The sequence below is a fragment of the Ruegeria sp. ABM4_193 genome (assembly GCF_056158705.1).
Map to the genome: position 1 here is coordinate 19515 of NZ_JBSWTT010000003.1, position 23352 is coordinate 42866.

A 23352-nucleotide genomic window follows, 5' to 3' on the forward strand; every position below is an offset into this window, starting at 1 on the left:
CGCGCTATTGCGGCCCTTAACTCTTAGATCGCACGCCCCGAAAGGCTTAAAAAAGGTAAAAGAATATGGCAGAAAAATCGAACTTCGACATATTGTATACCATTGTAGACGAAGCGCCCGAGCTGGCCAGCGCCTCGTTCCTGCCCATCATCCGCAAGTTCGCATCTGCAGCGGGCGTCAGCGTTGGAACCAAGGACATTTCACTGGCTGGGCGCATTCTGGCAACCTTCCCCGAGAAGTTGACAGATGCGCAGCGCATCACCGACGATCTGGCCGCTTTGGGGGATCTGGTAAAAACACCGGACGCCAATGTCATCAAGCTGCCGAATATCTCGGCCTCGGTCCCACAGTTGGTTGCCGCCATCGAAGAGCTTCAGTCGCAGGGATACGACATCCCCGCTTACCCGGAAGAACCTTCCACGGACGAAGAAAAAGCAATTCGCGCTCGGTATGACGCGATCAAGGGTTCCGCTGTGAATCCAGTTCTTCGTGAGGGCAACAGCGACCGCCGCGCAGCTCGTGCCGTAAAGAACTATGCCCAAAAGAATCCCCATTCTATGGGTGAGTGGGTCTCGGACAGCAAAACCAAAGTGTCGTCCATGACCGGCAACGACTTTTATGCCAATGAAAAATCCGCAACCATTTCCGCTGCTCAGGCCGGTGACGCCAAGATCGAGTTTGTCGGCAAAGACGGCAGCGTCACCGTTCTGAAAGACGTCTGGCCGCTGGAAGAAGGCACTGTGGCCGACGCTACCTTCATGTCGGTCAAGGCTTTGTCGTCTTTCCTGGCCGACGCTATCGAGGACACCAAGAAAGACGGCACCATGTTCTCGCTGCACATGAAGGCGACGATGATGAAGGTCAGCGACCCGATCATCTTCGGCTATGCCGTCAAAGCGTGGCTGGCCCCGGTGTTTGAGCAATTCGGTGCCGAATTGGACGCACTGGGTGTGAACCCGAACTCGGGCCTGGGTGACTTGTTGGATCGTGTGAAGGACAACGCCGATATCATGGCCGCCATCAATGCGATCAAAGGTGATCGTCCGTCGATGTACATGGTCGACTCGGATCGTGGTACCACCAACCTGCACGTGCCCTCAGACGTAATCATCGACGCCTCTATGCCTGCCGTGATCCGTGCAGGCGGCAAGGGTTGGGATGAGACAGGCGCCAAGGGTGACACCAATTGTGTGATCCCTGACCGCTGCTACGCGCCGGTCTATGACGAAACCATCAAGTTCTTCAAAGCCAACGGTGCGTTAAACCCAGCGACCGCAGGTGCAGTCGCTAACGTCGGCCTGATGGCACAGAAGGCCGAAGAATATGGCTCGCACCCGACCACGTTCCAAGCCCCTGCCGATGGTACGATCCGCATCGTTCTTGCGAATGGTGAAACGTTGCATAGCCACGAGGTCGAGGCCGGTGATATCTGGCGGTCTTGCACCGTCAAGAAAGCACCGATCGAGAACTGGATCCAACTGGCGATGGACCGTCAGCGCCTGACCGGGTCCGAGGCGATTTTCTGGCTGGACGCAAACCGCGCCCATGATGCCGAACTGATCAAATACGTCAAACCGGCGCTCGAGGCCGCTGGCGTTGCCGACAAGTTCCTGATCATGGCCCCGCGCGAAGCCACCCGTCAATCGCTGGAAACCATCACGGCTGGCAACGACTCGATTGCCATCACCGGCAACGTGCTGCGGGACTATCTGACCGACCTGTTCCCGATCCTCGAGCTGGGCACTTCGGCCAAGATGCTGTCGATTGTGAAACTGATGAATGGCGGCGGATTGTTTGAAACCGGGGCAGGAGGGTCCGCTCCGAAGCATGTGCAGCAGTTGGTTGAGGAAAACCACCTGCGCTGGGACTCGATGGGTGAGTTCTGTGCTCTTGGTGAATCTCTGAACTTCCTTGCAGACAGCAAAGGCAACGCCAAGGCAGGTGTTCTGGGTGCTGCTGCCGAAGCTGCAACGCAGGGCATTCTGGACAACAATCGCTCACCAAGCCGCAAAGTGGGTCAGCCGGACAACCGCGACAGCCACTATTGGTTCGCACGCTATTGGGCAGAAGCTTTGGCCGCACAATCCGATGATGCCGATTTGGCCGCTGAGTTTGCGCCTTTGGCAAACGAACTTGCAGGTAAGGAAGGGCAAATTCTGTCTGAACTGGCTGCTGCTCAGGGTGCTGCTGCGGATCTGGGAGGGTACTATCACACAGACCCGGCCAAGACGGCCGCTGTGATGCGCCCCAGCGCAACACTGAACGCGATTATCGGCTAATCAAAATAACAGCAGGTGCTTAGGCATTTGTCATGTATGCCACCAGGGGCCAGCACACAGTGCGGCCCCTATTTTTTTGGGGCTCGGTCAGCCCAAAGTTATGGTGTCACAAAAATTTGGAGCTTTCTCTAGGTCGCGGGTGCTCGTTTGAAACTCACAGGAGTCCGAGAACACAGTGGAATAAAATTAGCAAATCTTTTCAATACGATGGAGTGAAACTGCACTGACCTACGGGATTCCCCCAATAGCTGCGACCATCACACTACGTTAAACGTGTGGTAACAGAGAATTTCACTGGTGAGGCCTTAGGGCTATATCACTCACTCAGAAAATGACCAGCATTTGGGGTGCTGGTCATTTTGCTTTTTGAAGCCCGAGATCGGGAAAAGTCCGTATCAACCGACACGGAGATACAGAGCACGCAAACGGTGTTGGGTGCAGTAAACCAATTTTTGAAAATACGATGCCCGTCAGGCGAATTTGCGTGACTTGGCTTTTGCAAGGGAAGTTTGCATCCGGTTCACCCCTGAGGCAGCGACACCTTCATACTGAAGGTAGGACATGCGGCGCGCCTCTCGCCGTGCGAGGGCAAGAGATTGCAGGATAAGTGCGCATACAATCGACAGCATCGAAGCAACAAACCCCGATACGGCAACGACCAGTGATGGAATCCGGTCAACCAGCCCTGTATCCAGAAACTCGCGGAAAACCGAAATAAAGACCAGCAGCGAAGGTAAGAAAGCCAACGCGGCCAAGGACAGGAAAAACGAGATGGGTTTTTCGTCTTTGATCAGAAGGCCGATCATCTTCAAAATGCGCCAACCATCCGAAAAAGTGGCCAGTTTGGAGTTCGAATCCGGCAGTCGTGAAAAGTAGCGGGTTTCCACTTCGCCAATCGGCATACGCATCTGCATCGCGTGCACGGTGAGTTCAGTTTCAATCTCAAACCCGTTCGATACTGCCGGAAAGCTTTTGACAAAACGCCTGCTAAAAACCCGATAGCCGGACAGCAGATCGTTGATTTTACTTTTGAAAAAGAACTTCACGAGCCCGCTGAACAGGGCATTCCCGAATTTGTGTCCGCGACGGTAAGCATCCGTTTGATCATTCACGCGCGCGCCATTGACCATATCCAGGTTCTGCGAAACCAACAGGTTGATTAAGTCCGGAGCAGCCGAGCTGTCATACGTCGCATCTCCGTCCGCCATGACGTAGACATCGGCATCTACATCGGCAAACATTCTGCGCACAACGTTGCCTTTGCCCTGATAAGGCTCAGAGAAGACCAGCGCACCGGCCTCTTCCGCGATCTTGACCGAGTCGTCTGTGGAATTGTTGTCAAACACGTAAATGACTGCATCGGGCAGGGCAGCACGAAACTGTTTTACGGTTTCACCAATGGCAATCGCTTCATTGTAGCACGGTAAGATCACGGCAATGTCCAAATCCGGCCTGTTCACCGGCGTTACCGATTTTTTCCTGAGATCCAAGGCACCTTGTATCATGCGTCACTCATGCTTTTGCGGTCCCGCAAGGGGAATGATGATTGCGCTTCAGGCTCAGAATGCTGTGCCTATGAGGCGGTTATGCAGCAGATAAACGGCCAAAATTTGTCTTCCGAAGAAATTGGACGCTTCCTGAAAGAAAAAAGGGCCGGTGCGTAGACCGGCCCATAGTTTCAGCTGAACCGAGGGATCAGTTCGAAGCTGCGTTCAGTTTTGCATTTTGTTCACGCAGCGAGTCCGAAATAATCGCGTACCATTCACCGGACTCGCGCATTTCGTTTAGGCCTTTGTTCATCATCGCAATATACTCGCGCGCGAACGGGTTTGTACGATGCGCCAGGAAACTCATCGACGACAGTGTCGAAACATATGGGTTTTCAATGATATCAGACGAGGTCAAGCCCATATCGTTCATCGTGGATGCGAATAGATCAACCTCGAACGCGGCCACATCAGCCGTGCCGGTCAAAACCGCATCCAGGCATTCACGCGCGGAATTCGGCTGGACGACGGTTGTATTCTCACGGTTCAAACCGACTTCTTCCAGAACAACCATGCTCCAACCTGCCATCCGGCAGATGGTGGAACCTTCAAGATCGCTGAAATCCGTAGCGCTTGCATACTGGCTTTCCGGCAGAGTGAAGAAGCCGCCGACAACGTCGTAGACTGGCACCGAGGCAACAAACTGGGTGCAGCGGGCAGTTGTTTCAGCCGACCATTCGTATGTTCGGTTTGTGCAATCCGGGACAGTCCAAGCGATGGAGATGTCAAACGCACCAAGTGGCAACAGGGTATCAAGGTGCGAGCTCCAGTCATCAACGAAACTGACCGAATAATCGCGTTGGTTACCCGCGCGCTGAAGGCTGGTCGTCGCCAGACGAGTCATGATGCCGCCACCGCTAAGGTTCTCGGTTGTAAACGGCTCCCAGCCGTTACCGGCAACCATCTTGATGGGAGGCGCATAGACGTTGGAACGCTTGACACTCGCCGCGCGCTCTTCTTCTTCTGCGATGATTTCCTGAGCAGTTCGGCCGTTGGGCAGGCTCCCGTCTTCGCAAGGCAGCGCCAGTACCAGGCCCGGCTCCAGAGCGTTCGGGTTGATGATCTCGTTGCGGTTCGCGTTGAAGATCGGCTGATAGTTCGAGGTGCCATAGGCAGCGATTGCGATAGTCGCCATCGTGTCGCCGTCCTGAACTGTGTAGTTGGTACAAGCTTCCTGTGCTGCGGCTGCACCAGCAGTCAGTGCTGTAACGGCGGTGGCCGACAGGGCTACTTTTTTAAGGTTGAATTCAAACATGTCCACGTCCTCCAGACTTTAGTTTTGTCAGGCCAGTTGGGGCCTTATCCATTTTCCATTTGATGCCGCAGAGCGGTCGACACGATGTCGCGCCACTCTCCGGATTGCTGCATGATTGCCAGACCCTGATTAAGCGTCTCAAGGATCGCCTCCCCATCAGGATTATCTTTGTGGGTCATGACGTTAAGCGACTTAATCGCCGCCAGGTTGGGGTTTTCGATGATGCGGTGTTCGTATCCCAGGCGTTGGATTGCTTCGACCGCCAGATGGGCTTCGATTGCGACAATATCCGCGCGGCCTTCGATCACCGCATGAAAGCAATCGTCGGGCGAAACCGGACGCAACAAAGTGATGATCGGCTCGTAAAGGCTGACGGCGTCCATGTGAGAGGTCGACCAACCTTCGGGACGGCAAATCGTTGTGCCTGCAAAGTCGGCATAGCTCAGCGCCTCTTCATACCCCGAGCCTTCGAAGGCAAAGAAGGTGTCCACAACTTCGTAGAACGGGTTCGAAAAGTTATAGGTTTCACAGCGCGAGCGATCGCTTTCTGACAGGGCTTCAGGCTCTTCGCAGTTTGGGCGCGACCAAGGGAAGGTTCCGTCAAATGCTAGTGTTGGCATCAACAGATCCAGATGAGATGACCAGTCGTTCACAAACTGGATCTTGTAGGACTGTTCCGGTGCTGCACGCAGCATGGCCGTTTCAACAAGGTTGGTATACAACCCACGGTTTGGCAGCGCCTCGTCAGTAAAGGGGGCATAGTTCCCGCCGGTGATCAACAAAAGCTGCCGGTCTCGAATTTCCGGACGCTCTCCTGCATCGGCATTCCGGATCAACGCAGCGGCTTCTGATCGGGCGGCCTCAATTTCTTCTTTGGCTGCGGCTCGTGCTTCGACGACTGCCTCTTCACTGGCTTTCTTTGCTTCCGCTTCGGCTGCTGCCACACGGGCTTCGGCCTCAGCCACAGCTTTTGCGGCGCGTTCCTCGGCGGCTTTTACCAGCTCTGCTGCCATTTCCGCAGCAAGACGTTCTGCTTCGGTGTCCGCAAGAGCCGGAGCACGGCCAACATCTTCCAGACACGGCAACTCCAGTACATCGCCAACACGGATTATGTTTGGATTCGACCCAATGACGTCACGGTTGGCGTCGAAGATAATGCGGAAGTCTTCGGTAGAATAAACTTCAATCGCCAATTCTCTGAGGCTGTCACCACGTTGGATTTCGTAGCTGGTACAAGCCTCTTGCGCTGACGCTGCGCCGGTGGCGGCAGCAAGAGCAAGGCTGGATATGATGAGGTGCTTTTTCATGGGTCCTGTTGCTTTGCCTGACTATGTTCTTGTGAATTTCGCGACAGCGATGGACAGATTGTCCTGATCCGGATCGTTTTTGGCCTGAACCGCCAACAGCAACGCCTCGGCGATATCCTGAGCCAGAGAGTGTTGGTGCTTGCTCAGAACCGATTGAATTTCGGTGTCTCTGAGATACTGCAAGCCATCACTGCCAAGGATCAGAATATCCGTTGATGTGACCTGCATGGGATGTTCGGGGCAATCCACTTTGGGAATAGCGCCGCCCATGATCACGGAAGTCAGTTGGTTTCGGTCCAAATCCCGCGCTTCAGCTTCTGTGATCTCTCCCGCGCTCAGTTTCGCATCGATCACGGGCGCCATTGAGTGATCTTCATTGATCTGCGTCAACGTGTTGTCGCGGAACAGAAAAAGAGGGCTGTCCCCGATGGAAATCCAGAAAACGCGCTGCCCCAGAAGCAAGACACCCAATAAGGTCGAGCCCATGTTAAAGCCCTGTCCCTGCGCCTCGTTATGGTTGGCGATCGCTGCATTTGCCTGCATGGCCGCCAATGGAAGGGCATCAATCGCGGATCCTTCGTTCAGCGTTTCCGCCTCAAGTTCTGCGTCCAACGCGTCACGCCAGGCTGAAATCACCATTTCTGACGCGACTTCACCGGCGTCGTGACCGCCCATACCATCGGCAATCACGACATAGCCCGCATCCGACGAGTTGAACATGCGCGCCGCGATGGCGTCTTCCTGCGTCTCTCGCTGACCTTGGTTCAGGATCAGCGCAACATCATATGCCGGAGTTGCCAGCATTTATCAGGAATCCCGCCAATCAAAACCTTCGTCGCAGAAGGCTGTAAATCGGATGGAGGTTTCGCTGATACGGATCAAATCACCGCTGGACAAGGCCACGGTGCTCAACACGGGCTTGCCGTTCAGACGTACAAGGTTGGCCTTGCCGCCATGACCCAGGTAACACTTTCGATCTTCAGGATCATAGGCAATGACGGCATGGTTCGAACGTGAGATACCGGTGTCGCCAAAGTCGAGTTGGATTGCCTGGTCATCATTTCGACCAATCTGCATCAGGCCTTCGGTCAATGTGATGCTGGCACCGCGACCGGGCCCGGACGTAACGACCAGCCAGCCAACGGGGAAGGTCTCTTGTGCGGCCTCGGTCTTGGCGACGGGTTCCGAGGTTTCGATCAACTCTTGCACGTGCGTATCTGCACGCTCAAAACCCAAGAAGGTTGTTTTGACGCGCGAACGGCGGTCTTCCGTCGGAGCAGCGGCAGGGGGCGTGGGCTGGACTGCCTCAGCAACCGGTTCAACGGTCTGTTCCGGCTCTTGCCCCGGGGCCTCTGCTGCTTCGGCAACCACCTTTTGCGCGGCTTCCTCAGCTTCCGGTTCCACCGTTTCAACCACAGTGCTTGCTGAGGTCACTTCTACAGGGGTCATCGCCGGGTCATCGGCAATATGCAAGGTGATGATCTGTTCGTCTTCGACCACTTCCTCTTCTTCAGCGATCTCAGCGGTCAGGATTTCTTCCGGTGCGTCATCCTCGCTTGCTGTGTCTTCGGCGAAAATGGACTCTTCGACGTTTTCAGCGACCTCGGCCTCGGCCTCGTCGAATTCGGGCATTTTCTCTTCGGGGATCAGTTCATCCGTTTCCTCGTAGGACTCGGACGTCATGTTCCCACCAGCCAGCGCCGCCCGTAGAGCGTTAAAGTCCGCAATGGGCTCTTGTTTTTCGCCTTCAGCTGCAGGGGTTTCTACCGCGTCTGTGGTTTCCGAAGTATCTTCTTCTTTGGATTTGCCGGCACCTTCTAGAAGCCGGCTCAGAGGGCTTTTGTATTTGAACATGGTGTCGACACCTTTGATTTGGCGGCACGAATTTCCTGTGCCGTAGGCTGCTACTTATCCCGCACACGCAAGCGCGGAGACACTCATCGGGTACTCAAGGGAACTGGTACTCTCTGCGGCGGGCCGGTCCCCGCCGGGGTGACAAAACTGGCTGCCACCCTCAGCAAACACACGCTGGCAGATCACAAACGAACCGGTCAGATCACTCCTGTGCAAGCTGCATGGTTGCAGCGGCTTCTGCACCATTGCGCAGGACGGTTAGATTAGCTTCCGGCTGACCCTCAGCGACCAGCTCTACAAGCATCGCGTCCAGGCTTTCCGATCCATCCAGGTTCATGCGGGATTGGCTTTCGCTCAGCAGGACGTCACCTCTTTGCAGGCCGCCTGCGGCGTCGGACGGAACTGATTCCACCACAGTTTTCCAGCCCTCATCATCCGAACTGCTGACGGTAAAGGTGTAACCGTTCTCGAGCCCGACCGAGCGCACCACTGGCAGGGCAAGCAGCCCATTTTGTGCCCGGGTTTGTCCAAGCGGACGATAGCGGGCGGCCACACGGGTATAGCCGTCAGGGTCGATGCTCAACTTGTCCAATACCTGAGCCGCAAAAGTGGCGTCCTCGCGGACGGGCTTTCCATTCAATGTAAAGATCACCGCGCCGCGCTGCACCCAATCGCCAATCACACTCATGTCCTGATTTGGGTTGAGGCCGGTCACAGCGATGGTAGGCCCGGTCGAACCGCGACGGCGAGACGTCTGGAAAGGAATTTCTACATCCCAATGGGCAAAAGATACCTGCTGTTCCGCTGGAGTAGCACCAGATGCAGCGACCTCTGGTTCCGCCACTGCGACGGTAGCGACCTGAGCCTCAGTTTCCGACGTGTCAGGGGTTGCGGGCGCTGTTTCTGTGACAACTGTCTCCGCAGTCTCGGCTTGTGCCTGCTCGACAGGCTCTTCTGCTAGAGGTGCAGTTTCTGGCTCTGGCACTGCTGCGGTTTCAGCTTCGGGCTCTTCCGTTATTGTGCTGGTGACCTCACTTGCTGGCGTTGCAGCTTCGGTTGCCTGCGCTTCTTCAGCAGCTTGCGCAACAGGTGCCTCAACCTGTGCTTCAGGCTTATCACCAGACATCGCAAAATATCCACCAGCCGCCAGAGCAACCGCAACCACTGCCACACCAGCGATCAGTTTGCCGCTGCCGCCAGAACCGCTTTGAACCACAGTATCGACAGCGACAGGCGTTTCTTCTTTCACGGTGAGTTTTGCCAGATCCTCATTCTTCTTGTCGTCGTTGCCAACAACGATATCGGAGTTTCCAGCCAGCAGCGCAGTCACGACGGCTTCGGCGTTTTCACTTTCCGCCTTGATCCGCGCCTTTTCTTCTTCTTTGTCTTTCCGGTCCATGCCCACGATCACCGAGACCGGGCGATAGGCAAAGGTATCAAACATAACACCCGGGCCGCGGAACATGCGCAACCAATCCAGCGCTGTCTGCAAGCGATCTGTCGTGTGAACTTCCATCGCCTTGTCAATCGCTTCAAGGAATCCGTCGGGATACCCTTCGAAACGACCCGCAAGGGGGGAATAGGGATCGTCCTGTCCGTTGTTAAAGGCGTTCAAGCGGCTCTGGCCATCGACCGGGCGTTCACCACTGATGGCATGGTACAGCGTTGCAGCCAGTACATACAGGTCGCTGCTCGGCCCCTGCTCGGCGCCCCGTACATAGAATTCGTGCGGAGAATACCCGTCTTTGATGACACGAAGGGTGAGCAAAGCCGCGGATTTGTTTGCAGCCTGCTCCCGCGCCGCGCCAAAGTCGATCAGGACCGGATCGCTGTTCTCATCGATCAGGATGTTGTCCGGTGAAATGTCGCGGTGCAACATGCCGCTTTGGTGGATGAACGAAACCGCAGACAGCATCTTCTCCGTGACTTGCACGATGAAATCGGGGCCTGCATCGTTTTCCGGGTTTTCAACATAATCCAGCAGATCGCAGCCGCGGATCAGATCCATTGCGATGTATGCGGTGTCATTGTCTTCAAACACCTGATGCACATCGACGATGTTGGGATGCACAAGGCGTGCGTGATTGCGGGCTTCCTGAATAAATAGGTCAATGATCGCGCGCAGGTCTTCTTTGTAAGCGGGGTCGTTTGGTTCGACCAGATCACCGTTGCGCCGACACAAAGCACCAGGGAAACACTCTTTGATCACCACGTCGCGCTCCAGGCTGTCGCGCGCAAGATAGGTGATCCCAAATCCCCCGTTGCTCAGAAAGCGGAGGATCTCATACTGACCGCGCAGCAATTTTGCGCCCGGTTGCAATCCTTCAATTTTTGGTTCGTCGTGCGTCGCACCGACAGCCTGGTTGTGGCTCATTTCAATCCGCCCGTTCTACTCGTTTTGCGGCTAAATCTAACAGGGCCAACAGCCCACGAACTCACAACCAAAAACAACCGCAGGACACTTAAGAACGGTTAGACGTTTCAAATTTGACTTTATTGGGGCCGCCTGATGGCTTCACTATGGATCGTTTTTCGATCTATAGCATATATAGTTATTTGGGTGTCAAAATATCTATATATTGATAAATGGGGCGACGGCATTGAAAACGTACACCCCAAATTTAGCCGGTTGGTCTACGAATTCGAAACAATAAAGGACCGATTCCTCGGCCCTTCGAATCGCTGAAATGCGCTCAATCTTAACGGGAGATTATCAAGTGCCGGTTTTGGACTGAGCTGCGGCAACCGTGCTGCCGGCCCATGCCAGGTTGTCTCCCAACTGTGCAAGTATGCTGATTGCATCCTTTAGTGGTGCATCGCCGCTTTCGAACTGCAACAACAAAAGCAAGTCGGTTGCCTTTTCAAACTCGGCAGGAATCCAATCCGCTTCAGGGTCAATTTCGCCGCCTTGCTCAAGCCGTTCCGCAAAGTCTTCGACAATCTCCTGACAGCTTTGCAAGAAGGCGGCGGGCTCAATATCCGAGGACTCGCGCAGATCTTCGTAAATGCTTGCAATCGCGGCCAGCCAGTCTTCAAGAATGGGGTTGTTCAAGGGGGGCAGGGCGGAGCCTAACGCGGATTGCATTGTTGCAGTATCCGAAAGAGCCGGTTCCGGTTCGGGTCCCTGTAGCTCTTTAAGATACGGCAGGAATTCATCCTGCAAGTCTTTCTGAGCGGCCTCCAGGTCATTGCGACGCCGGTTTGAGGCCACGTCCAGAACTTGTTCGGCAAGGTTCTGTCCTCCGCAAGTTTCCCAAAGTGCGAAGTCGGGTTCCGGCTCTTGAGCCATTGCCTTGACCGCCACCGGAGTGCCAATCGGAACGACCTCGCGGAACATCCCTTCCTTTTCCTTGTTAAGACGAGCCAAAACGCGGTCCAGTGAACCCTGTACCGGCGGCAAGTCTGCGTGTGTTACAGCAAGCAGGCTATTCGAGCGCAGTTCAGGTGGCACTTTCGACCACAGGTGGCGCTCAGTCTCGCGCCACGCGTTTGTACCGTTTGTGCACCAGATGGCGCAGTCGACAAATTTCAGCAGATCCAGCGTATTTTTATAGGTGTCGTCCAAAGCACCCGAACCAGGAAGATCAAACAGGGAAATTTCCTTAAGCGCAGGCGTATTGATCCCCACCGAGATGAAATCAGGCTCGTCCGCCGCCGCTTTTTCAAGGGCGATACCGGAATATGTCTTCGGCTCTTGGTTCCACCAGCCTACAGTTGTTTCAGGCGTTTCGGCGTAAGCTACAATCACCAGCGGCAGTTTCAGATGTTGCGGACCGGTGGGCAGAATATCTGCACCGGCCAGCATGTTTGCGAGGCTCGACTTGCCCGCACCAAATTCCCCGGCAAACCCGATATTGACCGCGTTGGACAGCCGTTCAGCGTGGGCCAGAGCCCTTGCGCGCATATCCTTCAAAGTCTCGTCCGACGACAGTTTTTCAGTCGCGGTCAGAAAGCGCTCCAGCTGGTGCACTTCCTGTTCGGTTCCGGGAAATTCAATCATTCCGCAGCCTCTGCTTGTCGTTCGTCCGCATTGCCAGTTCCAAAGACGCTCTCCAGATCCGAAGCAATTCGGCGTGCTCTGTCGAATGCAGCTTGTGCTTCGGCCTGAGCATTCAATTCACCGGCACCAGAACGGTGTTCAAAATGACCCGCCAACAGCGCGACATAGTGATCCAAAACTGTGTTCAGCCGTTCCAGCAAGTTGTCTCGTGTGGTGTCGATCAAATCGTCTCCGATCAGTTCGAACTCTTGCACAATCATTCGTTCGGCCCGCGTAACGACACTGTTGCGCGAGATCAGGCGCGACAACCAGTTTACACGCAATTCAACCGTAATTCCACGGGTGAGGGCAGTGGTGTCTGGCCTGAACCAGCGAACTGCGCTGGTGTTCATGCGATTGTCGACGGGCTCTTGCCAACCCGGCAATGCGCGTAAAGCTGCGTTGCATTGCATGTCGATCGCATAGAGTTCGCTCAGCATACGCTGGCGAACCACTTGCGATGCACCTTGCACCAGTTCCCGCATGTGTTCGCGCAACGGGGTAAAGTTCAGCTCAGTTGCGCCCCCCTTGGCCAGCAGAGGTGATTGACCATTTGGCCCACGCACCACGGCCGAGACGGATTCGGCAACCGTGTCATCCATCACACCACGCAGATTGGACAGGACATCATCCATGTCCCGTGTGATGTCCTGGGTCTTATCGGCAACCAATTTGCGCAATTCGCCAAGCGTCTTGTCACTGTCTTCAGTGTTGCGCGTACCCGAGCTGTTTTCGTCCTTCAACGCACGCAAATGAACCTGAGACCGCTCAAGCTCGCCCCTTGCGAAACTGTCAAGGTGTTGCCATGACATACGAAGCTGTTCGTCAATTGGCCCGTCAGTGAGGGCTTTGGTGACGTGCCGGCGTAGATCAGGCAGACCAGAGGCGATCATTGCTGCAAAGCGCAATACAGCCTCTCGACTGATCGGACCTGGGCCTTGTTTGATTTCGGCCACGCCGTTTAGATATTGTTTCATCTGTTCCGGATGCGCCCGCAGCCACGCCAGAACATGATCATGATTCACACCGGTCTCATCGCCGGTCAAAGCATAGTGCGCCCATTGAGCACTGCCCATCAGCACATCGATATCAGAATTGCCGAGCGCTTTTTCCAACCCGTCCAGAACATCAAAACGGACCTTGGCCGCATCCTCGGGGCCGTCGCCCAATTCATCAACTCGGTTGATGAACACAACAATCTGGCCAAGCTCCAAAGCCTGCATCAGACGGAATAGTTTCAGGTCTGCGCGCGACAAAGCCTGATGTGCGGACAGAACCACCACAAAGAAATCGGATTCCTTGAGGTATTGGCGCGAAATCTCTTCACGGATCAGCAGGGGGTCATTGACCCCCGGAGTATCCGTTACAGTTAAGGGAAACGGGAAATGCCCGATGTCAAAATAGACTTCGGCCTTCCGCGTGATGTCACTGTAAAGTCCACGATCACTGCCGGGGTCAACGCTGCCATCCTCAGCAGGATCATCGCCCGCGCAGACGTAACGCGCCAGGTCGTCTGAGTTCAGTTCATCCAGATCGTGGTGTTGCCCCAACAACTGCTCATAGCTGTCGCCCAGACGCAGGCGCGCCCGGTTCTTCATGGCCTCGACCTGTTCTTCGATCATCTCGCGCTTATAGCTGTCCTCGTCATCGGGGAACATGTTGCGCAGTTCTTCACCTTCGGCGATCAGGGATTGCCATTGGTGGTTGTCGAAGAAATGAAATTCAGCCCCATCGGTACGGCCGGATGGATGCCCGAAATGCATATCGGTGATCACGGTGGTCCATGGGTTGACGTCCGATGGCAGGTACTCTGCCTGACCCGTGAACCCGTTGATCAGACGGGATTTACCAGCTTTGATCTGCCCGACAAAGGCGATTGACGGCTTCAGACTTCCCAGATCTCCGATGATACGCGAAATGAAATGACGCGTTTCATCATTGCTGGTTTCGTTCATATCTTCTGCGATGCGGATAAGCTCGCGGCGATGTGTTTCACTCATTACTCACTACCTTGGTCACAAAAAATCGGATTGAATTAATCGAAAATTTGAATGCTCGGGGGGAAGTCATTCCTTGTCCCCCTGCAAAGACGTCCACAGACTGACGACCGCCCCCAGTTTGCGCGCGTCGTGGATGGCAACGGCGATTTGCCCGGTGTCGCTGAGCGCTGCAATTCCAGCACTCTTACCTCCAGATGGGCGCATGACGATAAGGTGGGGGCCGTCAAACTCGTCCCGAGTGTCGTTATCCCAGCCTGCAAGATCCGCAGCAAAACGAGCTACAACGTTCTGGTCGGGATGCATATCTTCGGAAGGCTGACAAGAGTCCGCATAGGACAGGGCGGTTTTTTCCACACTGTCGATCAAAACGCGGCCAGATGCAAAACGCCTGGCACCGTCAAAAAACTCTTGTGCCAGAAGTGTTTCTGTATCTTCCATCTGAGCTGGCAGAGGCTCGTCCTCCGTGAGCATCTTGACATCCGGCACCACCGAAACAATCGGTTCAGCAGACAGTTCGATGGCCGCGCAGGCCCCTACGATTTCACTGTAGGTCAAGCCAACGTCGTCTGCCTCAAGATCTGAATCCGGCTTGCCGGACATCATTTCAAGCGGGGCAGGGGCGTTTGCGATGTCAGACACAAGTTGAGCCAGTTTTTCGACCAACTCACCGCGCCCTTCGGTTTCGAAGTCAGGCTTCGGTCCAGTCGGCACCTGGAAAACATCTGTGACACGTGAACTGTTCACTTCGATGGCCAGACACGCGCCATTAGAAGCCGTGAATTCCAGCCGACGAGGTAGAACAGTACCACGAATAGCATGCAAAACAGCGCTACGCCTCGCTGCAGCGGACTCGCCCGCGATCGTTACCGCTGGTGACAGCCGCGCAACCGAGGACCGCCCGATGTCTTCGAGCATGTCCAGAATGTCAGTGTCCATCATACCGTGACCCCCTCTGGTCCCGTTCAAACTGCGGCCGCGACCGGCCCCAGACTGAGATGTGATTTTGTAAGCGCCAACCCGACATTTGCGCTGTTGCGGCAGATATAGCAGACCACGTGATCAGGATATTCCTTGGTCCGCAGGAAAATATTAAGGCGATCTTTTGAAAACACTGCGATTTCCCCAAACCCAGTGTTTTCCGACTCTTCGCCCCCGGCCTGACGCAAAAGCGCCTCGAACGCAGCCACACCGCGCCCTTGAAACAGGTTGGCCACAGCGATGGCCAACGTATCCAGAGATTCCGTGCTGTCTGGCTCCGAAACGCAACTGCCCAGCAACATCCCGGTTTCCATATCGACATACCCGGCTGCGATGCAGTCGGGTATTGTTTCGATCGCTGTGCTCAAGGCGTCCTGAATAGACATTTAAGTCCTTGTTTTTATTAATGTGTTTCTGTTAGATCGATTCGGCTTTCATCACAATACGTGCCACTCTGCTGCGCTGTTCTCTTTGGCTTTTGGAATGGGTTGCAATGCGTCCTTTGTCTGCTTTTCGCTGTGTTCGATCGCGATTTGGTCGAACTCTACCAAAAACGCTTGGAACACGCTTCTGAGCCCATCTGCATCCTTGGGCAGATCCGCGCTGTTCGCAATCTCACGCCACATGTCCGATGCGCTCAGGGGTGAGCCAACCGCGACCTCTGGCAATTCCCCAAGCACTGCAATATTCGCGTCCACCTGATCCGGCAAGGCAGCTTCAATCAGCCCGCTGGTTTCGGGCTCCGGTTCATAATCGTCGGCATTGTTTCCGGGTTGGGCTGCCATCAAAGCGGCAATAGACGAAACCGAGACTTCAATCCCACGATCTTCAGGTTCTTCGACGTCTCGGATGTGATCCACCGCAGCGTCCTCATCCAACGTTTCGTGTTGCAAGGTTGTGTTCAACGAAGCCAGAACATCCTCAGATGTATCTTCCTCGTCAGCCGCAGCGCTGACGTCTTCGATGTCGGTGTCCTCGTCAAGAAGATCGTCAGTTTCATCGTCGAAATCGGTACCACCTGACAAGTCGAATTCATCGACGGTGTCATCCAACCCGGCTACACTGGTCAGTTCCAGCGGATCATTCGATTTGTCCTTGAAAAAGGCACGTAGATCATCGCTTGTATCTGGTTCTTCCAGCGTCGGCGGCTCGGGTTCCGAGACCATTTCAGCCCGCAAGCGCTCGGCCTCTTCCGCGTTGATACGCACGCGTTCGGCTTCGTCTGTGCGTCGTTCCACTCTGGCGGGGCGAACGGGAAAGCTTGTGACGACCGCAGCATCACTCTGTTCTGACTGAGCTTCCGAGTCCACTGGGTTGACCAACCGCAACGGTGCGGCTTCTGACTGTACCTCTCCGTCCGATTTCCGCGCTGGCCGCACGGGTTGCACTTTCGGCGCATCCGGTTGACTCTTGTCGATCTGATACCGGGCCAGTTGGTCGGCGCGGTTTTCCATGATCTGCTCTGTGATCTCAAGGAAGCTGTCGATCATCTTTCCACCACCGCTACGCGACCACATTTCGGCGTCACCGGTTTTGTCGCGGGCGACGATCGCATCGCGCGCAGAAAACAGAATGGACCGATTGAACAAGTGGCCCGCTTCACGGTTCACGCGGCGCAGAACTTTTTGACGGTCTTTGATGTTCAGCGCATCCGCCCGTGTGATCAAAAGCAGCGAGTTGTGCTGTAGGCGTTCGGGCAAAGAAACCCAAGTTGCGCGCTCCGTCTCGCGCCAGGCTTGGGTCGCATGGGTGCACCACAAGACACCATTTGCCTGGCCGACGGCGCGTTGCCAAACATCGGTTGAGATTTTTGGATCCGAAATACCGGGGGTGTCGATCAGGTCGACCGCCTCAAGAATGTCGGCTTCAAGAAAGACACGTATGAACTGTGCATCGTTGACGCCAACGCTCTCAAGGTCGTCCAGCTCAATGACTTCAATGCTTCCGTCGTGACGTTTGACGTAAGGAGCGCGATTGCCCCAGCTGAACCAGACCGGCGGCAATTGGGTCGCGGTGACCTGCGTCGGCAAGGTCTGCGTTCGCAGCAGAAAGTTCATCAACGTAGACTTGCCGGCGCTGAATTCGCCCATCAGGGCAAAAACCGGCTTGCGGCGGGACCAATGCTCGATACGTTCCCATGCCTTCGGTGAAACAAAGCGTGTTTGTGAGTCTTTTGCCATTTTTCTACTTATGCCGCTTCGTTGCTTAGATCTTTTAGGATGTCACCCAGAATCTCATCTTTGGATTTCTGAGGCTGCAAACCCGCCATCGCCGCTGCAGTTTGGCCTGCATTTTTGTCAGCCGATGCCGAAATGCTCAGCAGTGTTTCTTTCTGCTCGCGCATGAAGTCCGTCAGAGTTGCGCGGACGTTTTCAAGCACCGCGGCAATCTGGTTTTCTTCAATGTCCTTGGTGATCGAGTTTGCTTCGGACGCGATCAGACGTGTATAGTCTGCAGCATAAGCCTCGAACCCTTTGCGTCTTTGCCACCATCGACGCCACCAAGTGCTTTGCAAGTCCAGCGCAATAGTCCGGCCAATGCCCAGCGGAGGTGGAACACGGGGCACGATGGGTGCTTCGATGCTGAATTCACCCAGATGGTTGCCCAAAATCTTGTGATACAGGGCTTCGACATCCGCTGCCGCGGTGGCATATAGCGCCCCGGCGTCTTTGCGCATCGCCCGGGCGAAGCTGAAATAGGCTGCCTTTTGCAGCGTCCGCAAGCCCGCAGGGTCGTATTGCCACGTACCTTGTTCGCCGTTTTTCTCAAGATGGGCGATCAAAGAGTCTGTTGCGCGTTTGACAAAGCTGGATTCAGCCGAGTTCAGACGTTCCAGCACTTTGTCGCGCAAGGCATTTGTCAGTTCTGCCGCTTTCTTTTCATATTCCGCCGACACGGTGTTGATTGCGTCTTCTGGTGACACGCCGTCCAGGTCTCTGGTAACACCTTCACCTTCGGACAGGTTTTTCGCGACTGCTGTAGCTCGGATTTGGCTTGCTATATTACGTGCACGGTGGCGTACACGTTCCATCAGCCGTGTTCCTGCGCCTTCGGCAATACGCTCATTGATAGCCAAAAGCAGATCGGGCAGGCCGGACAGGGCCCAAATCTTGTCCAGCGATGCCGCTTGATCACCGAAACCTGCGGCCAAGTAGAATGTGTTCAGCGCTTCGCGCGCCTCTTCGGTCAGAATGTCCGGGTTTCCGGTCAAGGCTGCTTCGGCCCACAGAGCACTGCCAAAAACGACGCTGGTATTGGTGTCGATATTGTTTTGCTTCAGTGTATCCTGAATGCGATCGCGGATTTCTGGAACTTGGTTGACGGGATCAGAAAGCTCATCGATGCGGTTAACGAACAGGACAATCTGGCGGTTTTCGAACTGCGCAATAATACGCATCAAAGCCATGTCCATTGTGGTCAGCGCCTGGCTTGCAGCCAAGACGACTACACAAACCTCAGACCCGCGCAGACTGCGCAGCGTAATCTGTTCGCGCACCATGAATGTGTCGTTGACACCCGGTGTGTCGCACAGCTTCAGCGCGATGGGATATTGCGGAATATCCATGTAAAGCTCAGCCGATTTTGTAACGTCGGCAAATCGCCCGGTTTTCGGATCAATGTCCGGATCATCTTCGTCGCCCAGGCAAACATAGCGTTGGATCAGTTCTTCGTCGAAGTGATCGTACTGATGGCTCTGACCCAGGATCAGGTCAAAATGCTTGCCAAGGCGTTCTTCTGATTTGGCTTTCATTTCGCCAATCTGACGGCGGATGTCATCCATTTCGTCATCTGCGCCAGCCCGGTTCGCAAGTTCGCCTAAACGACCGCCGCCGACCATCAGGTTGTCCCATTCCTCCTGCTCAAAGAATGTGAACTTGGCTTTGGTGTCGCCTGGCGGGCGTGTGTTGATGTTCAGGGTCGTGACCACAGATGTCCACGGGTTGACGTCCGACGGCAGCAGGGCAGGGCGCCCGGCCAGAATATTCACAATGGATGACTTGCCTGCTTTGACCTGGCCCACCATTGTGATGCTGGCGGTGAAATTTTCCATCCGCGTCTTGAGGGTCGCCAGACGTGCCGAGGAGCGCGCATCAGCCACCTCAGTCAGTTGATCGATCTGCGCCGTCAGCGACGTCATGGCAGAGGTCATCGGTGCCAGTGCTTCGTTGCCGACAGACAAAAGGTGATCGTTGCGCGCCATGCTTAACCTCCGGTTCCCGTAGCAGCAATCTGGGGTTCGTGCGGCACGCGACCCGCAGGGATGCTTGTCAGAGTGTCGATGCGTGCGATCAAATCCAGGGCATTGCCCAAAATCTCGGCCTCGGCACGCGGAGAAATGGTTTCGTAAGCTTTGGAGTCCGCCAAGACTTCGATCGAGCTGAACCGGTCGCCGTTCTCAAGGCACGCGACACGGCGTCCAGTGGGAAATCCGTGTGATTTCGCGGCAGGCAAAGGCATTCTGGCATTCGCCAAAAGATAGTGTTCACCCGAGTGGGTGCGCAGCGAAATACCAAAGCCCGTATTGGGATGATCTCGGTTCAGTGTCTTGAGTTCACCAAGAAAACTCTCGCGAGCGAAGAAGACAGCGTCTTGCTCGGCGGCAACGGTAGGGTTTAGATCGGTCACAATAGAAAACCTTGTACTGGAGTTGAGCAGAAGACTCGTACCGATGCCAAAGTGGCGAAAAAGACTCATTAACTCCTGTCACACAAGAAGACCCTTCAAGGCGGTCTTATTTTGACGCGAATAAGATTTTTTGGCGGTTGAAATGTGGCGGCTTCATGGCGGCGCTCACATAAGAATGCCTCAACCCATACGAGCATAGCAATTTTCTTCGGTTACCGTGCCTGCTGTCGGCAACTATGTAGAGTCTTTGAGTATGGTGTGTGGCAAGTGGATTGCTAAAGCACTGATTAATATTCAGTAATGTGGATATAATGCTGTTCGGAAACTGTGTTGAGGGCAATTTGTCTGCCTCGCAAGGACGAATTACGCCTCACCGTTGAAGCCAAAGAAGAAAACACTTTCTTTGATCGCTCAACGTAAACGCGTCAGCGAGGATGGCGAAAAACTGGAGCTTTCGAATGGATCTCGCGAAGAATAAGGATGGAAGAAACGGCTCAAGGCGACCAGAAGTTCCCGTGAAACTAGTTCAAGTCGTTTTGTTGGGGGTTCAAATCGACCTTGTTTTGCTTGTGCTCCAAATCAGAGCGACAGGCGTGCTTCAATCAAGGCAACAAAGTTCACATTTAGCCCAATTTACCTCTCGCACTCGGACGCAAGCTTTGTTATCAGCGCCCCAGTCTGGCGCTACGGCGCTTGGTTGCGGGTGTGGCGAAATTGGTAGACGCACCAGATTTAGGTTCTGGCGCCGCAAGGCGTGGGGGTTCAAGTCCCTCCACCCGCACCAAATTTAACATAATCTTGATTATACCGTTGAATTCGTGAATTCGATCCTAACTGTTCTGAGGTCTTCGCCACGGGATTCCAACCGCGGCTCACAATCCAGACCTCGCCCTTGTAAGCCGAAGCAAATCGCTAAAGCGTTGTGCTGACAGTGGATTGTTGTGGACAACGGCTCCGATGCAAAGACTAAGAGGTTTCGCACCAACCTAGGGAAAATCCTATATTCTTCGACTTTGTCGATTACGCGATTTTAATACCAGCATTCAATCCAATGCGTGGCGGCACCTAAGTGCAAGGTTTCGCGTAACAAATCGAAAGGAGAACAAGCTTCATGGAAGCTTTTAATGTGTTATTGGTTATTGCCTTTGTATTGGGCTCAATCTTTGTTCTGATGAATCAAGCCAGAAAAGCCAGGGAAATCTATGGCTTCAACATGGTTTTTAATTGGACTTTTGTTTTCGTTGTCCTCAGTCTCGGAACGCTGTTGTTTGGTGCTTTGATGAGCAACCCGAACTCCCAAACATATGATCCTACAAATGCATTGGTTCTGAAGATTGCTACTTTCGCGCTGGTTGCCGGGGCTGGCTTTATCAACGTGCGGCGATCAACTGTAGGCTTTGGAATTTGGTTCACATTTTTATAGTATGTCGCCGCGATTGGTATCATTGTACCGATATTCGTCATCTTTAGCCAAATCCGCTCAAAAGGCGTGTTGTCAAACATGACGCGCTAAATGCAGCCCTGCCCTGCCAAAACAGTGCAGCGCCAGGATTTTGGAACTTGCATACCGATAGTTCCCGGTTTTCTAGGGCACTGCTTCAGCCAGTAGCATCAAGGAGCAACATAGTGGACAGCTATAGGAACAGGAGCCTGCGCCAAGTGTTTGGTGTTTGGGCGAAAATTGGTTTCGCCGTACTCTTTTCATTCATTTTTTTAGCGGCTTGCAAGCCCAAAGAAATCTCGTTGCGCCATATTGGTTCGGTGAAAAGCAGCAGCTCTTTATTTGGTATGAGCCTGGAGAATTGCGCAGTGCGATTTGAGCTGGAAAACGGCAATTCAGAAATCATTCACCACCTAGGCTTTGAGGTCACTGTAATGGACCCTCTGGCGGCACAGGAACCTAAGTACGATATATTCAAGGATAAATGGACAGGTGGTCCGCGTAACGCCTACTCCAGATCCGACCATGTGCGCTATGTCGACCTGCCGAGCGGGAAAAGCACGTTGTTTGTGGAGTTGCCGAAACAAGCTTGCGAAGCCTCATTCGAGGTTCACTTAACGGACATAAGCTGTCGCATCGGCGAAGAAGACTGTGCAGAAGCCGTTGTTTATGAGAACTGAGGCTTAGGATTTAAGAACGCTTGGACAAGCGAGGATAACTATGAAGATCGTTAGGTTTATCGCCATCCCATCTGTGGCTTTAGTGCTTGCCGGGTGTTGGGGAGACCGAGACAAGTCTGCTTTTGTTGATTTTTGCCTAAATATGGGGGCAAGCTCGAAGGGGTATTGTACATGTCAATACGAACTGGCCAAAACCGATCTTGATGAGGAAGTTTTTGCCATAGTCATGGCTGGTGCAAAAGGAGACCAGGTCGAAGCCGAAAGGCTTCGAAAAGAGGCTGGATTTGAAGGGTTTCTCGATATGGCGGCCTTATCTATGATTTTGCTGAACTTTGAAAGCAAGACAAAGAAACAATGCGGCAGTTGACCTTCTGCCAGCCTTTGAAAAATTAACGTAGTTTTGCATTCTTCGCCTTTTGTCAGCGGGTACAGCAAATCGAAGCGCCACGTGACCGCGCATCGTGAACGCGTGTGTGCAACTTCGGCGATTTCCCTTTGATCTAAATAACTTGACGGGCTGATCATTTCGACGCCAAGATAAACGGCATTGGTGAGTGGTATTTGTTAAGTGCGAAATGAAAAGAATTACTTATATCGACAAAGAAAGAACAAGTAATCTTCTTGAGTTTTCTGAAAAGCTGTCAAATGCAGCAACCGTTGATCTTGCTTGGTCACACTATTCCGACACTTTGTCTCAACTCGGAGTAAAGAGCGCAGTTTACGGCCTTTTCCCAAAGACTGTTGGCCGTTCGATTGCTTCCGAGGTTGTCGCGATGTCGTCTCATGTTGAAGAGTTCAACAAGCTGTACCTTGACGAGGGCTACATTGATCACGACCCATTTGCTCAATATGCATTGACCGAAGATTACCGACCGATCTCGTGGCGAGACCCCCGCGCAAAAAAGTACCAGACTGAAAAATCGGATTTCTTTCTGAACTCTATGAAAGAGTTTGGAATGGCCTACGGAATTACTGTTCCCGTTCGGGATGCATCGAACTGGAAACAGGGCGGGACAGGCGTGTGTTTTGACGCTGAAAACGACAAAGAAGGGGACAAGATTGTTGCGCGCGCAACTCCGCTGATTGAAAGCATCGCCATGCTGTTTCATTCCCGAGTGCAAGAGGGCGATATGATGCGACAGTTTTTTCCGCTCTCTTCTCGCGAAAAAGAGTGTTTGCTGTGGGTTGCCGCTGGTCTGACCAACAAGGAAATCGCTTTCAAGCTGTCCGTTGCGGACAAAACAATCGAACTGCACATAAAGAATGCGGCTAAACGCTTGAATGCGCGCAACAGAGTGCATGCAGTGTCGCGCGCGTTAATCTATGGTGTCATCGAGCCGTAAGTT

General features: G+C 54.0%; 18 protein-coding genes and 1 tRNA gene. 6 read left to right on the top strand and 13 right to left on the bottom strand.

The window, feature by feature from the left end:
* Positions 1-65 precede the first annotated feature (65 nt).
* The gene (locus ACXADZ_RS18495; RefSeq protein ID WP_475198719.1) at positions 66-2279 is read left to right on the top strand and encodes an NADP-dependent isocitrate dehydrogenase; all 2214 of its coding nucleotides are present in this window, start codon (positions 66-68) and stop codon (positions 2277-2279) included.
* 470 nt (positions 2280-2749) lie between these two features.
* Here ACXADZ_RS18495 and ACXADZ_RS18500 read toward each other — a convergent pair whose 3' ends face one another.
* The 13 genes from ACXADZ_RS18500 to ACXADZ_RS18560 form a co-directional block, all read right to left on the bottom strand.
* The gene (locus ACXADZ_RS18500; RefSeq protein WP_475198721.1) at positions 2750-3784 is read right to left on the bottom strand and encodes a glycosyltransferase family 2 protein; all 1035 of its coding nucleotides are present in this window, start codon (positions 3782-3784) and stop codon (positions 2750-2752) included.
* 190 nt (positions 3785-3974) lie between these two features.
* Complete coding sequence (locus ACXADZ_RS18505; RefSeq protein WP_475198724.1) at positions 3975-5081, bottom strand: peptidoglycan-binding protein LysM; 1107 nt, start codon at positions 5079-5081, stop codon at positions 3975-3977.
* 44 nt (positions 5082-5125) lie between these two features.
* A complete protein-coding gene (locus ACXADZ_RS18510; protein WP_171185492.1) occupies positions 5126-6388 on the bottom strand; it encodes a transporter substrate-binding domain-containing protein in 1263 nt (420 codons plus the stop codon).
* 21 nt (positions 6389-6409) lie between these two features.
* Complete coding sequence (locus ACXADZ_RS18515) at positions 6410-7192, bottom strand: PP2C family protein-serine/threonine phosphatase (protein WP_475198727.1); 783 nt, start codon at positions 7190-7192, stop codon at positions 6410-6412.
* 3 nt (positions 7193-7195) lie between these two features.
* Positions 7196-8242: an FHA domain-containing protein gene (locus ACXADZ_RS18520; RefSeq protein ID WP_475198729.1), complete on the bottom strand. Its 1047-nt coding sequence runs from the start codon at positions 8240-8242 to the stop codon at positions 7196-7198.
* A 202-nt stretch (positions 8243-8444) separates the two neighbouring features.
* Positions 8445-10616, bottom strand: coding sequence for a serine/threonine-protein kinase (locus tag ACXADZ_RS18525; protein ID WP_475198731.1), 2172 nt, complete (start codon positions 10614-10616; stop codon positions 8445-8447).
* A gap of 339 nt (positions 10617-10955) precedes the next feature.
* Positions 10956-12242, bottom strand: coding sequence for a dynamin family protein (locus ACXADZ_RS18530; protein WP_475198733.1), 1287 nt, complete (start codon positions 12240-12242; stop codon positions 10956-10958).
* Complete coding sequence (locus tag ACXADZ_RS18535) at positions 12239-14281, bottom strand: dynamin family protein (protein WP_475198736.1); 2043 nt, start codon at positions 14279-14281, stop codon at positions 12239-12241. Before ACXADZ_RS18535 ends, ACXADZ_RS18530 begins: the two co-directional genes overlap by 4 nt.
* Before the next feature lie 66 nt (positions 14282-14347).
* A complete protein-coding gene (locus tag ACXADZ_RS18540) occupies positions 14348-15220 on the bottom strand; it encodes a hypothetical protein (RefSeq protein ID WP_475198738.1) in 873 nt (290 codons plus the stop codon).
* 23 nt (positions 15221-15243) lie between these two features.
* Entirely contained in the window at positions 15244-15645 is a 402-nt protein-coding gene (locus ACXADZ_RS18545; RefSeq protein WP_171671117.1) for a hypothetical protein, read from the bottom strand.
* 51 nt (positions 15646-15696) lie between these two features.
* On the bottom strand, positions 15697-17439 hold the full coding sequence (locus ACXADZ_RS18550; protein WP_475198741.1) for a dynamin family protein: 1743 nt from the start codon (positions 17437-17439) through the stop codon (positions 15697-15699).
* Between the two features lie 8 nt (positions 17440-17447).
* Complete coding sequence (locus ACXADZ_RS18555) at positions 17448-19460, bottom strand: dynamin family protein (protein WP_475198744.1); 2013 nt, start codon at positions 19458-19460, stop codon at positions 17448-17450.
* Between the two features lie 2 nt (positions 19461-19462).
* Positions 19463-19885 carry a hypothetical protein gene (locus ACXADZ_RS18560; RefSeq protein WP_475198745.1) on the bottom strand — a complete coding sequence of 141 codons (423 nt, stop codon included), beginning with the start codon at positions 19883-19885 and terminating at the stop codon, positions 19463-19465.
* Between the two features lie 699 nt (positions 19886-20584).
* On the opposite strand from ACXADZ_RS18560, the gene ACXADZ_RS18565 reads away from it, so the two are divergent.
* From ACXADZ_RS18565 to ACXADZ_RS18585, 5 genes are all read left to right on the top strand, one after another.
* Positions 20585-20669 (top strand) — tRNA-Leu (locus ACXADZ_RS18565).
* Between the two features lie 327 nt (positions 20670-20996).
* Positions 20997-21308 carry a hypothetical protein gene (locus ACXADZ_RS18570; protein ID WP_475198748.1) on the top strand — a complete coding sequence of 104 codons (312 nt, stop codon included), beginning with the start codon at positions 20997-20999 and terminating at the stop codon, positions 21306-21308.
* A gap of 203 nt (positions 21309-21511) precedes the next feature.
* Positions 21512-22006, top strand: a complete 495-nt coding sequence (locus ACXADZ_RS18575; RefSeq protein WP_475198750.1) for a hypothetical protein — start codon at positions 21512-21514, stop codon at positions 22004-22006.
* A 40-nt stretch (positions 22007-22046) separates the two neighbouring features.
* Positions 22047-22373 carry a hypothetical protein gene (locus tag ACXADZ_RS18580; protein WP_475198752.1) on the top strand — a complete coding sequence of 109 codons (327 nt, stop codon included), beginning with the start codon at positions 22047-22049 and terminating at the stop codon, positions 22371-22373.
* Between the two features lie 187 nt (positions 22374-22560).
* Complete coding sequence (locus tag ACXADZ_RS18585; protein ID WP_475198754.1) at positions 22561-23349, top strand: autoinducer binding domain-containing protein; 789 nt, start codon at positions 22561-22563, stop codon at positions 23347-23349.
* Positions 23350-23352 lie beyond the last annotated feature (3 nt).

Bases quoted from the DNA above. Each gene is read 5' to 3' on its own strand.
- ACXADZ_RS18495 (WP_475198719.1), top strand. From the start codon at position 66: ATGGCAGAAAAATCGAACTTCGACATATTGTATACCATTGTAGACGAA.
- ACXADZ_RS18500 (WP_475198721.1), bottom strand. From the start codon at position 3,784: ATGATACAAGGTGCCTTGGATCTCAGGAAAAAATCGGTAACGCCGGTG.
- ACXADZ_RS18505 (WP_475198724.1), bottom strand. From the start codon at position 5,081: ATGTTTGAATTCAACCTTAAAAAAGTAGCCCTGTCGGCCACCGCCGTT.
- ACXADZ_RS18510 (WP_171185492.1), bottom strand. From the start codon at position 6,388: ATGAAAAAGCACCTCATCATATCCAGCCTTGCTCTTGCTGCCGCCACC.
- ACXADZ_RS18515 (WP_475198727.1), bottom strand. From the start codon at position 7,192: ATGCTGGCAACTCCGGCATATGATGTTGCGCTGATCCTGAACCAAGGT.
- ACXADZ_RS18520 (WP_475198729.1), bottom strand. From the start codon at position 8,242: ATGTTCAAATACAAAAGCCCTCTGAGCCGGCTTCTAGAAGGTGCCGGC.
- ACXADZ_RS18525 (WP_475198731.1), bottom strand. From the start codon at position 10,616: ATGAGCCACAACCAGGCTGTCGGTGCGACGCACGACGAACCAAAAATT.
- ACXADZ_RS18530 (WP_475198733.1), bottom strand. From the start codon at position 12,242: ATGATTGAATTTCCCGGAACCGAACAGGAAGTGCACCAGCTGGAGCGC.
- ACXADZ_RS18535 (WP_475198736.1), bottom strand. From the start codon at position 14,281: ATGAGTGAAACACATCGCCGCGAGCTTATCCGCATCGCAGAAGATATG.
- ACXADZ_RS18540 (WP_475198738.1), bottom strand. From the start codon at position 15,220: ATGATGGACACTGACATTCTGGACATGCTCGAAGACATCGGGCGGTCC.
- ACXADZ_RS18545 (WP_171671117.1), bottom strand. From the start codon at position 15,645: ATGTCTATTCAGGACGCCTTGAGCACAGCGATCGAAACAATACCCGAC.
- ACXADZ_RS18550 (WP_475198741.1), bottom strand. From the start codon at position 17,439: ATGGCAAAAGACTCACAAACACGCTTTGTTTCACCGAAGGCATGGGAA.
- ACXADZ_RS18555 (WP_475198744.1), bottom strand. From the start codon at position 19,460: ATGGCGCGCAACGATCACCTTTTGTCTGTCGGCAACGAAGCACTGGCA.
- ACXADZ_RS18570 (WP_475198748.1), top strand. From the start codon at position 20,997: ATGGAAGCTTTTAATGTGTTATTGGTTATTGCCTTTGTATTGGGCTCA.
- ACXADZ_RS18580 (WP_475198752.1), top strand. From the start codon at position 22,047: ATGAAGATCGTTAGGTTTATCGCCATCCCATCTGTGGCTTTAGTGCTT.